Genomic DNA, 15,367 nt, shown 5'->3' on the forward strand with positions numbered 1-15,367 from the left:
TGCAAAGGTTTGATCATCTCGTCGCCCCATNGACGGCTTATGAGACTCAGAACATCAAGAAGGTCATTCCCATGATGAAGTCAACTTGTGAGGCAATTGCTAAGAGGTTGTTGCCGTGAATAATGATCGAGACTCGAATGAGCAACTTGAGGGTTTCGCCGAAGTTATCGAGCTGCTTGACAAAAATCTTCGATATCTCGAATCACTTGGATTTGGAGAGGCAACAACTCAAGACTATCGAAAGATTCTGTCTTATCTGCGGTCTAGATCGTCTTCGGAAGTCGCAAAAATTCTCGGCAAGAATCTCACTAGACGAAAGCCTAAAGGCGTTCCGGACCCCGTTCTGACTGATGAAGAAATCACTCAGCTTCGTCCTGAGCAGATCAAGAAATTCCTCGTCGACGAGAAGATATCACGCACATTCCTAGAGCATTTGGCGGCCTTACGCTTCGGGGTTACAAAGGGCGCTCTGTCGACGCTGCGCAGTCGCGATGCCCTGATAGAGAAGGTCCAGACGCTTCTGGCACACGAAGGAACGCATGAAGCGATATCAAGGGCGGCGTCGGGTCAGTCTGGCAACGTGCCATCGGAGGAGCAGCCGTCTGAGCACCCCAACCTCAAGTCGTGATCAGCCGCACAACTTGACAGACACAACCCTGGAACGTCACTCGGGCGGCGGTCTCTTTCTACATTTCTACATGGCCATGATCTTGATCGCGGCGCCACTCTGACATCATCAGGACTAAACCCGCAACACGCCATTCCCTCCGCTCAACCCTCACGGTGCTCACGGTGTTTCCGGCATTTGTGTCGCAGGTCGAGGCAATGGGAGTAGCCGTTGAACGGCCGCGCGATAACTAAGCTGTTGCGGTCGATGGGCCGCGATGCAATGTTGCACAGCGGGTACGCGGGTGAATGTATTGCCCTACCCCACTAGGCCCGTCGTGGTGGGCGGGAAGATCTATTACGTTGACGGTATCGGTGAATCGCACTCGGTAAAGCAACTAGCCGCCGACCAGAAGGCCGCGAACGATGCCATGGCGACGTGATCCTGCACTCACTGGCCCCTTCCGCTGTGTAGCTGCCGGTCAGGCGCGCAGATAACCTCCCCAGTCCAATGCCCACTTATGGTTGATCGCTCCAAGCCGAATCTAGAGCGGGCCCCGGAAATTCGGACAGGAGGATAAGTGGTAGCCTTGCCCCCACGAACGGCTGCGTAGGCAGCCACACCAGGAGCAAGAGCATGGCAAGAAGGACGAGGCGGAACCACACACCGGCATTCAAGGCGCAAGTGGCACTGGCGGCGCTGAAGAGCGACAAGACGCTAGCGGAGCTGGCGCAGCAGTATGACATTCACCCGAATCAGATCACGGACTGGAAGCGGCAACTGACGGAGCGTGCGGTCCAGGTTTTTGGTGACGCCAGCAGCCCCGCAAGCAGTGATCCGGACCTAACGAAACTGCACGCCAAGATCGGTCAGTTAGCGCTGGAAAACGATTTTTTAGAACATGCGCTCAGCAAGGCGGGCCTGCTGAGCGCAAGACGATGATTGACCGCAACCACAAGCTCCCCGTATCGCATCAGTGCACCGTGCTGGGGCTGGCCCGTTCGAGCGCGTACTACACGTCACGCGAGGTCTCGCCGGCGGACCTGACCCTGATGCGGCGGATAGACGAGTTACATCTCGAGCACCCGTTTGCCGGCACACGCATGTTGCGCGATCTTCTGCGCCCCGAGGGCTTCGAGGCCGGGCGCAAGCACATCGGCACCCTGATGGCGCGCATGGGGATCGAAGCGCTTTATCGGAAGCCCAACACCTCTCGTCGGCAGCGGGGGGATGAAATCCATCCGTATCTCCTGCGCGGCCTCGCCGTCGAGCGGCCCAATCAGGCGTGGGCGGCGGACATCACCTACATCCCGATGCGCCGGGGCTTTCTCTACCTGTTTGCCGTGATCGACTGGTTCTCGCGGCGGGTCCTTGCCTGGCGGCTCTCCAACACCTTGACGACCGACTTCTGTCTGGACGCGGTGCGGGAAGCCATCCACCGCTACGGTCGCCCAGAGATCTTCAACACCGATCAGGGTTGTCAATTCACCAGCGGCGAGTTCACGGGGTTGCTCAAGCTACACCACATCCGGATCAGCATGGACGGCAAGGGGTCCTGGCGGGACAACGTCTTTGTCGAACGCCTGTGGAAGAGTGTCAAGTACGAGGAGGTCTATCTCAAGGCCTATGACAGCGTCGCCGATGCGAAAGCAAACCTGGCCACGTATCTACGCTTCTACAACGACGTTTCATGGTGCCCCACCTCGCTATGTGCTTGAGAAATCGAAGGTTATCTGCTCCGTGTTTGGTACTGCGGATTGCCGAGTCCTGCTCCTCACGCGCTCGACCAGTGCGGCAGCTGCGGCTGTCCGAAGTGTATCGCGGTTGAACACCCATGGCCCATCGGCCAGCGGATGCTGGGCCTCGATTTCTCCACGCGCCACGGCCAAACGGAGCGTGCGCGCGCTGACTCCCATGTGCTCGGCCGCTTCGGTCAGGTTCATCCAGGGTCCACCGTCGCGCTGGTCGGCCCGATAGCAGGGAATGTGGTGATAGCTGCGCAGCGCCGTGATCCGTTCCTGCGTCCACCGGTTGCCGCGTCCGGTCAGTAGCCTGTTGCGATTGAGTACGCCGGCAATCAGCCGATCCGGACAGATGTGCGCGAGCACGCGCACGGCTTCCAGGACCTCGGTAGGGGTCTGCGTGCTGCTCTGGCCGCGCCGACGTCGCGGCAATCGCAACTCGGTATGGACGCCGCCTCTCCAGTGAATGACCAAGACGACTTCACTGGCTTGCGCATCTACGTCGACGACCACCTCGCGAATCAGTGTCCGAATGACGCGCTTCTTGAGCCGTTCATCGGTCCCTGGATCATGCCATAGCGACTCCAGATCGGCAGCCAGATCAGCGAACTCCTCGCGCGTGGGCAGGGTTGCGAGGCCTTGCCGATCCCGATGTTGCCGGATCTGAGATTCGATCTCGTGCACCCGTTGCAAGGACTGATTCCAGCGTCGTTCAAGCTCGTCGGTGACCAGTCGATTCTCAGGGTCGGCGGCGTCGTATTGCTTCTGCGCCCTCCGGGCACTGTACTGCGCCGCCTCCAGGTCGCGTTGAAGCGCCGACAAGACTTCATCGACCCTACGTGCCTGCTCTTCGTGGGCGATGACCGCCGCCTCGATTGCTACTGGTTCCACGATCCGCAGGACCTCCCTCGTAATCGCTTGATCGACGACCAAACCGGCAAATCCAATGCAGCGCGGCTCGCCATTATCGAGCCACCCTCGACGGCAGTGGTACCGAAGGACATCGTGACAGCGACCGGTGTAGTGCACCACCAGCTTATGACCACAGCGGCGACAGCGCAACAACCCGGCGAGCAGCGCTGGACCCCGTTGGGCGGCGCCGATTTGCTCTCGGCGCATCCTATTCTCGGAAATGGTCGCCTGAAGGCGCTCGAATTCCTCCCAGACAACGTAGCCGTCGTGTGCGCCCGGAATGAAAGAAAGCCATTGTTCCCGCGGTTTGCGGCGCACCCGCTGACGGGCCTCGCCGCCATCGTACTGGGTCAGCTGTTCGGTTTTGCCATAGGCGTAGGCTCCGGCGTACGCCGGGTTGGTGAGCATGCTGTAGAGCATGCCGTAGGATGGTCGCTTCCAGTGCACTTCCTCGCGGGCGTTGATCACTGGGAGTTCCAGACCATGCTCCAGGAACCACAACAAGGTCTGTCGAACACTTCCCAGTTCGCCGAGCTTCTGGAACACCAAGCGCACCGCTTCCTGGACACGCCGGTCGGGATCCTTTTCCAGCCGTCGTTCGCCCTTCCGATAACCCACCGGGCTGGCGATCAACAGCTCACCCCGACGCGCCTTCTCGCGGCGGGCTTCGACCGAACGCTGCCGCAGCAGATCGAGTTCGTACTCGTTGAGGCTGCCCTTGAGCCCGAGCAGCAAGCGATCATTCCCCTGCCGCGGCGCGTAGACCATCTCCTGGTCGATCAGGACGGTGTCCACAACACGACAGACCTCGACCAATTGTTGCCACTCCCGGCTGTTTCTGGCAAAGCGCGATACTTCGCGCGCCGCCACCGCGCCGACCTTGCCCAGACACACCTCGGCCACCATGCGCTCGAATCCGCTGCGCGTCACCAGACCGGCTGCCGAGCGGCCGAGATCTTCATCGATGACTTCGATCTCACGCCAGCCCAGTTGCATCAAGCGTTCCCGCATCGCATATTGCAGCTTCTGGCTCTCCTGGTTGTGGCTAACCTGGTAGGCCGAGGACTGACGAATGTACAGAATGGCTTTGCGCGAAAAATGCTGCGCCTTGAGCTTCTCACTCATCGCCGGCCTCCTGCGTCGATCGGGAAGCCAACTCCCGTTCGGACTGTTCGCTCAGCATTCGCGCCAGCAAACGAATCGTTTGCTGGCGCACCTCCCACGGCAGTTGTTCCCATTGCGGCGTTGTTGGCCTCGACTGAAACAACGACAGCTGGGTTGCCCGGCACGGGCTCGACAGGATTCTCATCAGCACCTCCTTCGGGTAACAAGGAATCGTGCTGGGCTTGTAGCATAGGACTACCATCCGGCTGCGAGTGTGCAGCCAGCAGTACCGCCAACCCGTGCAAGGCTCCGATCTCCACGACGGGTCTCGGCGCCAGGCGCAGCTGGCAGCACACGGCCCTGTCAAACATCCAGAGCGGCACTTCGAGCCCGCGACATTCGTGCTGTGGCTCCAATCCGCAATGCGCGACCATCCACCCGCGGCTCACCCGCGCCCGATAAATCCAGACGACGCGACCAAACCAGGGGTGCCAGGGATAGAGAACTTCTCGCGACTCGGTACTATGGGTGTTCGATTGATGACTTGTACAACGAGCGACGACCCCATCGCTCCCGGGATGGCAAGACGCCGGACGCCGCCTACTTCGCGACGCCCACGTCCGCAACCGGAGCAGCGGCGTAAGACATGAGGAAGGGACTCCGTGGATTTGTGGACGATGCGCTGTCGCGCACCGGGCCGCTTGCCGTGGAAAAGTCTGGCGACTTTCCCACCGCGCGTCCCTTCGCCCACAAGCTCCACCGAGCTCTATTCGTTTTGTATAAAATCCCGGAAGGTCAAAACCAACCGCATCACCGGTCAGTCGACCACAACTGGCAAGGTTCCACTTATCAAAGAACGTTTTCTGTCCAAACAAACGGGGCCACCTCTTCTGGGCGTTGTCGAAACCAATGGCCGAGATCTTTCATGCGACAGGCGACAGCGCGATCTTGACGCGTTTCAGGCCGTTCGTCACGGTCTGCGCCAGTTTCACTACCTCGGGGTCGTCAGGCACGTTCGCTACCGCCCATCCGCAGAACGAAGCCATGAGCGCAGCCCGTTCGACGGAGAGCTTTGACTCCAACAAGCCAGACTCAATGATGGGGATCAGGGCTGCCGCGGCTCTGAGACGGTTGATCTCCGGGGTCGATGGAGAAATCTGCTGGCGATTCAAGTGCTGGATCGCTTTCTCAACTACGGGAATAGGAGAGTTTGAAATCCTCTACCCCGTCGAAATTCGCTAGCTCATTGGCCAGTTCCGCGATGGATATCGCGACCGCTCGATCGACAGTGACCGCGACGAAACGCCATTCGGGGTGCCCACCAGAAAGAGCAATCGACAGGCTTCCCTCGACAATCTCGTAACCCCACTCCTTGGCTTTACCCCGCAACAGGTCGAGGTTTGGGACGGCGTCTTTCGTGAAGCGCATTGTAGCGGCCACCGCCGGATGCGAAGGTAACCAGTCTGCCAGCCGGGAACCCCACATCATGCTGATCGCCGATAGAGCAGTGAGCAGTATCGCCGCAGCGTAAAACCCGACGCCGACCAGCACGCCAATTGTTGATGATGCCCAGATGGATGCGGCCGTGGTGAGGCCACTGATGGTGAGACCATCCTTCACGATCACCCCGGCTCCAAGGAAACCGATACCGGCCACTATGCCTTGTATGACCCGCGTAGGATCGGCTATGGCAATTGCGGCCGAGTGACCTCCGTACCAGTAGCTTGGATACCCAGTGACGACAACCAGTGCTGCGGATGCCATGCAAACGAGTCCGTAGGTCCGCATGCCGGCGGCGCGTCCGTGAAAGGATCGCTCGTACCCGACGACCAACCCCAGCAGCAGCGCTCCAAAAATGTTCAGGAACACGACGACGTTGGTGGAGACTTCATTGACCGACCAATAGGCCGCGAGCGATTCAAACGAGAGCGTGTTCATTGCACTTTACCTCGAAAGGGTCTCAAGACTGGGAGACAGCCAGCGTCAGCTTGGCGAAGCAATCGGGTGGATGCCGCATGGACAGCGATCATTCCGACCAATCTTGTAGGTCATTTTCCGGGCGCCACCCTCTCTCGAAGTTCCTTCCCCGGCGTGAAGTGCGGCACCCTTTTCGCTCGCACCGGCACTGCCTCACCTGTCATTGGGTTGCGCCCGTTCCGGGGTGGCCTGTAGTTCAGCGCGAAGCTCCCGAAACCGCGAATTTCGATGCGACCTCCGCGGATCAGAGCTTCGCTCATCCGTTCCAGGATGGCCTTGACCGAGAGTTCAGCATCTTTGGCGGTTAGATGCGCGAAGTGTGAGTGTGCGGCGAGGCGAGCGACGAGTTCAGAACGGGTCATGTCGACCTCTTACCCGCTCAGTTGAGTGGTCGAACGAGGCGCGCGCTCGTGAAACCGTTCGCTGTAGGCGCTGTAGGCGCTGTGTCGTTGGGCGGACTGAACGCAGATGGCGGAGGTGCGTCGGCCATCTGACTAAACACCCGTGTTCGCTCGAACATAGAGGACTTTGTAGTTGCTACTGGGTGTCGGTCGTTCCTCCGTTGCGAAGAGGTCTGGCCTGTCGCGTACTAGGTCAGAGAGCTTCTTGTAGCCGTAGATGCGTGAATCAAAATCTGGCTGAATCTTCTGAAGGTAACTTCCGAAGGTTCCAAGATTTGCCCAGCCAGCATCGTCGACGGATTTGTCGAGAGCCTCCATCAGAAACTTCTCGGGAAACGGTGGTCGTGAGATGGACGATGGCGCAACCTCAGACTTATGGGATGCCTCTGCCACGATTGCACCGCCGGCCGCTGGCTTTCCGGATATGGTTGCAACATCTGGTGTGCGAAGGACCTCGGTGAAGATGAACTTGTGGCAGGCGTTACGGAACGGTTCGGGTGTTTTTTGCTCCCCAAACCCAAAAACCTGAAGGCCCTCTTCGCGGAGACGGACTGCAAGTCCAGTGAAGTCACTGTCGCTGGTCACCAGGCAGAATCCGTCAAACCTACGCGTGTACAGCAGATCCATCGCGTCGATGATCATCGCGCTGTCGGTTGCATTCTTGCCAGTTGTATACGCGAACTGTTGCAACGGCTTGATCGAATGCTTGTTCAGGAATTTCTTCCAGGAAGCGCTGGCCGGAGAGGTGAAGTCGCCGTAGATTCGACGCACTGTCGCCTCACCAAATCGGGCAACCTCTTCGAGCAAGGCTTCTATCACTGCGGCCTGCGCGTTATCGGCGTCAATCAGGACTGCGAGTCGCTTGGTCGGTTCATCTCCGACGCTCGGGCTTGATGATGCGGGCGATGTGGTCATAGCGCGTCTAACAAATGGTGTTTATCGGCCGCCGGGAACGAGCGAGTCCAACTGCTGCTGTCTCGCCACAGACATTGTTGGGCTGACCGCCATGGGGGTGGCGGTGTCCGATCGCGATTGTAAGCGGTAAGCGACGACTGTAGGGCGCCGCACCTTTTTTGAGGTGGCTTCGGAGACATGTCATTCCCCACCACCCACCCCGAATTGGACCCTCTGCCCCGCCCACTCCACCGGAAACGGCAGCATCAGATCCTTCAAGGTCAGGTCCGCCGGCTGTCTGCCCGCCAATATGGCTTCCACGATGTCCGCTCGCCGGATGTGTCCTCGCCTTGGGTGGGCAAGCTGGTGGGCGTGCGTAAGTGGCAGAACAACAGATCCCCGCCACATTCGCAAAGAGTTGGGGAATTGATCAACACTGCCTTAGGGTTTTGGCCTAGCATGCTCTTTCTCCTCACCTGCGAAAGCTTGTGCCATGCCATTGTCTGATGAGATCGAAACCCGGCGACGCGCCATAAAGACTGATTCATACGCCATGTCGATCGGCGAGATCATGAATCTCTACAGTTCGAAAGAGCTGAATATCAACCCCAACTTCCAACGAATGTTCCGCTGGAAGCCTGAGCAGAAAACGCGCTTTATCGAATCAATCCTACTCGGCATCCCCATCCCCTCGATATTCGTTTCTCAGGGCGCGGATGGTGTTTGGGACCTCATCGACGGACTCCAGAGGCTGTCCACTGTCTTCGAGTTCGCGGGCATGTTGGAAGGTCTTGACAAACAGAAGGTCCCGCCGTCCAAACTGACGAAGGCGAAGTACCTACCCTCCCTCGAGAACAAAGTCTGGCAGAACCTCGACGATGAGCAAGATCCAGATAGCCTAACGCTTCGGCAGCGCATCGACATCAAGCGCGCCAAAATCGACATTAACATCATCATGCGCGAGAGCGACAGTGCCGCTAAGTATGACTTGTTTGAGAGGATCAATACGGGCGGCAGCAGACTGTCGGAACAAGAGGTTCGGAACTGCCTCCTGATCATGGCGAACGTCGAGTTCTTCAATGCTTTCGAAAAATTTGCCGAAAACCCCGACTTCGAGGAATGCATCGCTATCACAGACCGCGCGAAGGAGGAACGTTACGACATGGAGCTCGTAGCACGCTTTATTACCCTTCGTACGGCCGACATGCAAGCAGTCCGGAGTCAGATGTTTGACGTGGGCAACTTCCTCTCCGAGTCGCTCGTAGAGATCGCCACGAGCAATATGGATCTCGCGCAGGAGCGCAATGTGTTCGACCGTACCTTTAAGCTCATCAACGCGGCCCTGGGAGCGAACGCCTTCCGCAGATACGACGCAGCGAAGGGCCGATTTATGGGCATGGCGCAGGTCTCCGCTTTCGAGGCCATTGCTATCGGTCTTGGGCACAATATTGACGCGTGGAATCCAGACGATCCGACTCAGTATAACGAGTTTATGCTGCGCGTCGAAAGTATGTGGGAGAAGCCTGAGTTCAAGAATAAGCAGGGATCCGGCGTGCGCGGCACGGACCGCATCCTGAACGTTATCCCGTTCGCCCGAACCCATTTTCAGCGATGACCAAATATGTGACGGCAGAACAGTGTCTGGACGCTATCCAGTCCGACAGCGCATGGCGGAAGAAGGAGATTTCGTCGTTAAAGCAACGAGTGGCGGGTGCTGATGGTGAGACGCGCACGATTATGATGCGCGCCGGAATTCTCATCCTGTATGCGCATTGGGAAGGATTTGTGAAGTTCGCCTCAGAGACCTACATCACCCATATTAACGAAAGGATCGATCGGTTTAACGCTCCGCTGAACGAGCACTACCAGACACTGCTTATGTGGCGCTGCGTTCAGCGCAAAGGGGATTATCCTCACTCGAAAGCGCCGGTGGGCTTCTTAGACGTGATGCAAGACTGGAAGAATAGGCCGGACAAGAAGCTTTCGGATGACATGATCGACGCAGAGTCAAACCTAAACTCTAAGGTGCTCAGAAAGATCCTTCGCATTATCGACATCCCCTTTGCCGACTTTGAGTCGAAGCAGAACCTGATTGACGAGAAGCTGCTCGGGCGCCGGAACCCCATCGCGCACGGCGAGAAAAGGGTAATCGATGTTGACGAATACAACGAAGCTGACCAAGAAGTTCGCATGCTGCTCGAAACCTTCCAGCAGAAAATCGAGGGTTGCATCCAGAATAGTTCTTTCGTAGAAAGGCAAGCCGCCGACGCGGAGGCAAGGACCGAAGCGACCGTGCAAGCCTGTCGTATTGAGCCAGAAGGGCCAGAGCAGCACCATCCACAGTAATTGCATGTCAAGGGAATATCCGAGGTAGGAGATGGTCGTACGGGTAGTCCTTATTCGGCAATGAATCGCTCTTGCTCTTGTATGATGTACCCGGTGGAATTGCGAGCGTCGAGCGTCAAACAGTTCTTTATGCGGGGATCGAAACCGGCGACAGCCCCCCACCACCGACCCCAAACCTCTCCCTCTGCCCCGACCACTCCACCGGAAACGGTAGCATCAAGTCCTTCAAGGTCAGGTCCGCAGGTTGCTTCCCCGCCAGAATCGCCTCCACGATGTCCGGTGCCAGTAGCGCCAACCTGATGATGCGACTCACAAATGACGCCCCGATCTTCTCAGCCTTGGCAATGTCTTCCAAGCATCCGTAGGTTCCGTTTTCCAGCAGCTTCTGCCACCGAAAAGCACGGGCGATGGCCTTGATCATCGTGTTGTCGATGGTCGCCATCGGCGCCGGGCTGCCCTGCGTCCCATCCGGCAATACGATCACCTTGCGCCCGCCCCGCAGCTTGAAGGTCATTGGCAGATTCACGGAAATGACATCGCTATCCATCACGCCGCCTTCCTGCCTGGCATCACCGACTGGATCAGTTCCCTCATCCCCGCCGCCTTGAGGTCAATGCGCAGGCCCGTGGGGCTCACCGTCACCCGTTCCACGAGCAACTGAACGATCCTGGCCTGCTCGGCCGGGAACAGTTCATCCCACACCGGCTCGATCGACTGCAGCGTCGTGATGACCTCCTGCGCGTCTGCTGCGGGATCGAGCGCCACGACTTCGCGGATGGCCTGCGACATCACCTCGGGCGCCTGCAGCACTTTCCTGACCTGCGAAATCACGGCGGCTTCAATTTCCCCCGCGGGCACACGAGACACCGAGCAAGCCTCCTTGCCGATCTTCATCGACGCCGTATTCACATAGTAACGATAGACTTTGTCGCCCTTGTGGGTAGCTCCCGGCGTCATGGCCCATCCCTCATCGGCGAAGATCAGTCCCTTCAGCAGGGCAGGGGCTCGCGATGGCCGATTCTGCCGAGCCCGTTGTTCTGGTTCGCCTCGACCCAACATGGCTTGCACCTGCTCCCATAACCTGCGCATCTCGGGAGGCACTGGTCTCCTGGGTGCGTTGCAGAAGGGTGGCGACTTGTTTGGGCACCTGCATCGGGCCGTCGGAAAAGCCATGCGGCAGGAGGTCCAGCCGATGCGGGAAGCGGTCCGGCGTCATGTCGGGAGCGAACTCAAAGTGGTCCGTCATTCGTTCCTGCACGCCTTCCGGGTGAAGGTGCTCGATCAGGACCCGACCCGATTGCCTCGAATGTGGATCGGTTCGCGGATTCCGTGGTCGGGCGTCCATGAGACTGGCGTCACAATCGGCGGAAAGATGTTGATTCCCCTGCATGGTCGGTTGGGCAAGAAACGCTTCAAGGCTTTCGTCGATGAATTGATGCGTGGCGGGAACGCCTACTTCATCAAGAAGGGCGGCAAGGTCATTCTGATGGCAGAGAACCTCAAGGAATACGACCGGCCGCTGGCAGGTTTCAAGCGTCGCTACCGAAAGGCTGAAGGTATCAAGCGGCTCAAACGGGGGGCTGACATTCCGATTGCCATCCTGGTACGGCAAGTCACCTTGCGCAAACGCCTCAATGTCGAGGGTGTGGTCAGGCAACGCATTGCCGCCCTCGAACGGGCCATTCAACGCTTCCTCTGATTCCTTCAAACCGGATCATATAGAAGATTCGTATTCGGGTTCCTTTGCGACCATCGCTTCCATTTCTCGCAACGGAGCCTGGACAACGCGCCGCTACCCGACGGTTTTGCGGGATTTGTGGGAGGCCAGTCGGGGTGCAACAGATCGGGTAACCGGCATCCCCTGTGAGATGGAGGTGCCAACGTGGGGCCGGCACTCACTGGTACTGTCGGGGTGCCTTTCCCTCTTTGGCGAGAAGAGCGGGTTTCGCTCGCGTGTCGGAGGCGTCGAGCTTTTCCACCAGAACGTCGAAGCGCCAGTCGTCGCCGAAGTCATAGCGGAATTCGACAAGCTGTCGCGGAAACAGCCCGGCTTCTCCCAAGGTCACTTCGTCCGCGTAATATTCATCGACATCACTGCAGCGCGGGTCGTCGAACGTCCGCTGGGTCGCGTATTCGTCCTGGTAGAGAAACTGATACAGGTGTTCGTCATCGAATTGGAAGGCATCGAGGATGAATCGGGCGAGATCGTCGAAATCCCTTTCGGCCGGCATGACGATGCGGCGCCAGACCCCCGCGCCGAGCGAAACCTTGAACGTCACACTCCCGCGGAACGGCTCGACGGCGTCGGGTTCTCCGATGGAATTCTGCCAGGCAGGAAAGAACGGGATTACTGCGTCTGCCCAGGTAAAGAAAGGAGGGCGATCCATGTCGTCTGCGCTTGGGTCTTCCGCTACGGCCGAATCCTCGCCTGCAGGGTTGAACAGACGTTCCAGCAAGCCGGTAGAAGTGTAGCGGAATGCCTGTAGGTAGGTCGCGCAGGCGGATAGTCCCCACGGGGTCGCGACCATTCGCTTGATCTGCCAGCCGTTGCCGGAAACGGCGGGGTCCGAAAGGATGTCGAGCAGGCCGAACAATTGCATCAGGGCGATCTGCTTCATGCCGAGCAATCCGAAAATGGCCACTTGCCACTTGTCGTCTGTCTTTCTTGCACGGCTGCCGGGCCGGCGGCGCTTCACTAGCTCCAGCCGGTACTCTGCCATTCTGCTGGCGAGGCGGAAACGCTCCTGCTCGTAGTCGGCGAAACTCCACCAGCGTTCGAGCAGGCTGAAGTAACGTTCTGTCGGATTGAGCAGTTGCCACTTGGCGACCATTTCCGGATTGAGGACCATTCGTGGCGTGGTGGTGGAACGATCCACCTTCCCCAGCCGACTGAAGCGCAATAGCAGGTGCAAGCCATCCACATGGGGATACGACACCTGCCTGCCGCGGCTGAGACCGATCGGGACGGGGTGCGTCCGCAAGGCGTTGAGTTCAGGCAGGCGGGCGATGGCGAACTCGCTGGTCTTTGGCGAAACAGGAATGCCGTCCGTGCCGAGGTAGTCCAGAAGGGCATCGAAGTCGTGCACGATGGTACCGGGGGGTGCCTCTGAGTTGGAAGCGGCAGCGAATGCCGCCCGGTCGGCGTCGGTGAGGGACAGAGTGGTCATGTCGGTTCTTTCAGGTGCGGGGCTCGCAGCCAGGCGATCACCCAAGAAAATAGCAATTCTTGGGAGCTTCAGTATCACCGGCCAGGGTAACTGGGGTCAATCGGCACCGGGAAGATTCATAATGGTGCCCAGTCGAACGTTCTCCCGAGGCGGTGTCATCACTTGCACTGAGGTGCAGTCAGGGGCGAGTGCAACTGGGTGGTTGAGCAGGGTTGACGATCGTCCGGATGGTGGTCAAATGGGCTGGTGTTGGCGCTACTCGCTGGGACGTTTGTAAAGTTGAAGGTGTTTGAAGGGGGGGCAGTGAGCGACGCAGGGTTGACTGCAGTCTTGGACGACCTAGAGGTGCGCTTGATCGATTGACTGTGGTTGGTGAGCGAACATACACTCCTGACTGCGCTATGGGATTTCTTGTCCTCTATCCGCAGCACGGAACGAAGGAGCGTGTCATGAGCCTCACGATGCTATCGAAATCGGTGGCGGTGTCTATCTTGGTTGCTGTGCCAGTTCTCCTGACGGTTCCGGTGCCGCTATTGGCGGCCGAGGATCCCGATCAGGGGATGAAGATGATCGTGGCAGTCGTGACTTACAACCTGCCGCGACGCGCGACCCTCGGGGACGTGAGGCGAGCGGCTGACCGAGGCGCACAGAAGTACCTCAGCCTCCCGGGCTTGCTGAGGAAGAATTACTGGCTGAGTGAAGACGGAATGCGGGCGGGCGGAATTTACGTATGGGAGTCAAAGGCGCGTGCCGAGGCCTTCTACACTGCGGAGTGGAAACAAGTCGTCACTCGCCAGTACGGGGTAGCACCCGAGATTGTCTACCTGCTTTCCCCGGTCATGGTGGATAACACTGCCGGCCGCATCGTGACAGACGCGGAGTGAAGCGGTCCGGTTGGGCGATCATGCGCTGGGTCTTCAGCTTCATCGAGAAGAACTGGACCACCGAGATACGCGGCTTCTCGCCTCACCGCCGGTCTTGTCGCCGCTCGGCGTGTTACCTTCAACCTTAACCAAGGAGGACCCACTTGAGCGGGAAGCCAGATTATCAGTCGCTTCTGCAGCAATTCACGAAAGAGATTACGGATCTGGATCTGCCTGCTTTTGGAGATCCGGCTGGTTGGACGCTCGCGAAGGGACTTCAGAACGGCGTACAGATCGGATACGACATTCGTTCAGCTTCTGACAGGAAGGAATTACACGATATCGGAGCGCGTTACGGACTTATCCTGCTATGCCCGAACGACGTGGTTGACCTGGATTTCAATGTGACCCCGGGCAAGCCGTCAGCGGTTGTAACAACGGCATTTGGTAAGCTGCCAATTCGGCCGAGGCGTGGCTAGCAGGCGGGGAAGCCGTACGCCGGAAAGCTCTCCATCTTCGACCTTTCACGGTAGCGTGCCAGGCACTGGTGGCGATGCGCGTAACCCTCAACATTTGAGAACCTGTAAATGGTGGCTATGCTCGGAGGGGCTGCGCCTCAACAGGTTGATTTGCCGCTTGCTTCACACACATTCCGCCTACAGCAATACCCTGAGCGCTGTTGGCACGTCTCCCCCTGATCCTCACCCCGTTCTGAAACGGTTCGTCAGTCCTGCACTATCGAAGCCCCCCAGGGCGTTTTTTGGCGTTCATCCCGCTCCCCACCCGCACGGTTTCTTGCTGTTTGCGATTCACCATGCCAGAACCGACCAGTAGTGGAGTCGCCGGATCCGCCGCGTTCAAGGCCGCCGGAGGCGTAGCGGCGGGTGGGGCACTACTCTCGGCCATCGTCGTGATCCTGATGACGCCGCCGCGCTCGACGCGCGAGTGGGCGGTCGGAGTGATCAGTACCGTGGTCACCGGGATCGGCGGCGGGGCGACTGCTGTCCAGTATTCCCGACTGCAGGAGTGGGTGGATTCGGTCACCGGCCTCGTGGCGCTGGGCGGCTTGATCTTCGGCTGCGGCCTGCCAAGTTGGCCGATCGTGCGCTGGGTCTTCAACTTCATCGAGAAGAATCGGGATGCCGGGATCGATGAGGTCGCCAAGGAAACCAAGAAGGTGCTGTGATGGGGGTGCGGGAGATTTTGTGGGTCTGATCGGGTTGGCGGGACAGGCGTCTGCGATGGTAACAAGTGTAGCTGCGCGGGCTCTTCCACTTCCAGCGGCCAACGGTGAAGCCGAGACATGCTGTCCAGAGGTTTGATGGCGGACAGACCTCGCTTACAATCCCCATGG

Annotated in this window: 16 protein-coding genes and 1 pseudogene; 8 read left to right on the plus strand and 9 right to left on the minus strand. The window is 58.7% G+C overall.

Annotation, left to right across the window (positions count from 1 at the left end; all coding sequences use genetic code 11):
* The first annotated feature begins 115 nt into the window (after positions 1-115).
* A complete protein-coding gene (locus E4Q08_RS13830; protein WP_169070801.1) occupies positions 116-628 on the plus strand; it encodes a hypothetical protein in 513 nt (170 codons plus the stop codon).
* A gap of 615 nt (positions 629-1,243) precedes the next feature.
* A pseudogene (locus E4Q08_RS13835) lies at positions 1,244-2,289 on the plus strand (IS3 family transposase); the annotation flags it as partial.
* Between the two features lie 24 nt (positions 2,290-2,313).
* Here the strand turns inward: E4Q08_RS13835 and E4Q08_RS13840 are convergent.
* From E4Q08_RS13840 to E4Q08_RS13865, 6 genes are all read right to left on the minus strand, one after another.
* Positions 2,314-4,386, minus strand: coding sequence for a recombinase family protein (locus tag E4Q08_RS13840; protein ID WP_169070803.1), 2,073 nt, complete (start codon positions 4,384-4,386; stop codon positions 2,314-2,316).
* Positions 4,379-4,570 carry a hypothetical protein gene (locus E4Q08_RS13845; RefSeq protein WP_169070804.1) on the minus strand — a complete coding sequence of 64 codons (192 nt, stop codon included), beginning with the start codon at positions 4,568-4,570 and terminating at the stop codon, positions 4,379-4,381. Before E4Q08_RS13845 ends, E4Q08_RS13840 begins: the two co-directional genes overlap by 8 nt.
* Before the next feature lie 718 nt (positions 4,571-5,288).
* Positions 5,289-5,537 (minus strand): hypothetical protein, encoded by a 249-nt coding sequence (locus E4Q08_RS13850; protein ID WP_169070805.1) that lies wholly within the window; start codon positions 5,535-5,537, stop codon positions 5,289-5,291.
* Positions 5,538-5,553: 16 nt separating this feature from the next.
* A complete protein-coding gene (locus E4Q08_RS13855; protein WP_169070806.1) occupies positions 5,554-6,303 on the minus strand; it encodes an MgtC/SapB family protein in 750 nt (249 codons plus the stop codon).
* Between the two features lie 110 nt (positions 6,304-6,413).
* Positions 6,414-6,704: an integration host factor subunit beta gene (locus E4Q08_RS13860; protein ID WP_169070807.1), complete on the minus strand. Its 291-nt coding sequence runs from the start codon at positions 6,702-6,704 to the stop codon at positions 6,414-6,416.
* Positions 6,705-6,836: 132 nt separating this feature from the next.
* On the minus strand, positions 6,837-7,658 hold the full coding sequence (locus E4Q08_RS13865; protein ID WP_169070808.1) for an NYN domain-containing protein: 822 nt from the start codon (positions 7,656-7,658) through the stop codon (positions 6,837-6,839).
* Between the two features lie 472 nt (positions 7,659-8,130).
* Between E4Q08_RS13865 and E4Q08_RS13870 the strand changes: the two genes are divergently transcribed.
* Together E4Q08_RS13870 and E4Q08_RS13875 are read left to right on the plus strand one after the other, a co-directional pair.
* Positions 8,131-9,252, plus strand: coding sequence for a DUF262 domain-containing protein (locus E4Q08_RS13870; protein WP_169070809.1), 1,122 nt, complete (start codon positions 8,131-8,133; stop codon positions 9,250-9,252).
* Positions 9,249-9,983 (plus strand): MAE_28990/MAE_18760 family HEPN-like nuclease, encoded by a 735-nt coding sequence (locus E4Q08_RS13875; RefSeq protein ID WP_169070810.1) that lies wholly within the window; start codon positions 9,249-9,251, stop codon positions 9,981-9,983. The genes E4Q08_RS13870 and E4Q08_RS13875 overlap by 4 nt, the downstream gene beginning before the upstream one ends.
* A gap of 127 nt (positions 9,984-10,110) precedes the next feature.
* Here E4Q08_RS13875 and E4Q08_RS13880 read toward each other — a convergent pair whose 3' ends face one another.
* Entirely contained in the window at positions 10,111-10,530 is a 420-nt protein-coding gene (locus E4Q08_RS13880) for a ParB/RepB/Spo0J family partition protein (protein ID WP_169070811.1), read from the minus strand.
* Complete coding sequence (locus tag E4Q08_RS13885) at positions 10,530-10,940, minus strand: recombinase zinc ribbon domain-containing protein (protein WP_169070812.1); 411 nt, start codon at positions 10,938-10,940, stop codon at positions 10,530-10,532. The genes E4Q08_RS13880 and E4Q08_RS13885 overlap by 1 nt, the downstream gene beginning before the upstream one ends.
* 100 nt (positions 10,941-11,040) lie before the next feature.
* On the opposite strand from E4Q08_RS13885, the gene E4Q08_RS13890 reads away from it, so the two are divergent.
* Complete coding sequence (locus tag E4Q08_RS13890) at positions 11,041-11,682, plus strand: DUF6441 family protein (RefSeq protein WP_372703696.1); 642 nt, start codon at positions 11,041-11,043, stop codon at positions 11,680-11,682.
* 196 nt (positions 11,683-11,878) lie between these two features.
* On the opposite strand, the gene E4Q08_RS13895 is transcribed toward E4Q08_RS13890, so the two are convergent.
* Positions 11,879-13,150 (minus strand): IS1096 element passenger TnpR family protein, encoded by a 1,272-nt coding sequence (locus E4Q08_RS13895; RefSeq protein ID WP_169070814.1) that lies wholly within the window; start codon positions 13,148-13,150, stop codon positions 11,879-11,881.
* Positions 13,151-13,599: 449 nt separating this feature from the next.
* Here E4Q08_RS13895 and E4Q08_RS13900 point away from each other — a divergent pair, with 449 nt between their 5' ends.
* The 3 genes from E4Q08_RS13900 (at position 13,600) to E4Q08_RS13910 (ending at position 15,199) form a co-directional block, all read left to right on the plus strand.
* Entirely contained in the window at positions 13,600-14,034 is a 435-nt protein-coding gene (locus E4Q08_RS13900; protein ID WP_248594917.1) for a YdhR family protein, read from the plus strand.
* A 143-nt stretch (positions 14,035-14,177) separates the two neighbouring features.
* On the plus strand, positions 14,178-14,492 hold the full coding sequence (locus E4Q08_RS13905; protein WP_169070815.1) for a hypothetical protein: 315 nt from the start codon (positions 14,178-14,180) through the stop codon (positions 14,490-14,492).
* A gap of 335 nt (positions 14,493-14,827) precedes the next feature.
* Positions 14,828-15,199 (plus strand): hypothetical protein, encoded by a 372-nt coding sequence (locus tag E4Q08_RS13910; RefSeq protein WP_211203427.1) that lies wholly within the window; start codon positions 14,828-14,830, stop codon positions 15,197-15,199.
* The last annotated feature ends 168 nt before the right edge of the window (positions 15,200-15,367 follow it).

The organism is Candidatus Accumulibacter contiguus, assembly GCF_012940005.1.
Taxonomy (GTDB): domain Bacteria; phylum Pseudomonadota; class Gammaproteobacteria; order Burkholderiales; family Rhodocyclaceae; genus Accumulibacter; species Accumulibacter contiguus.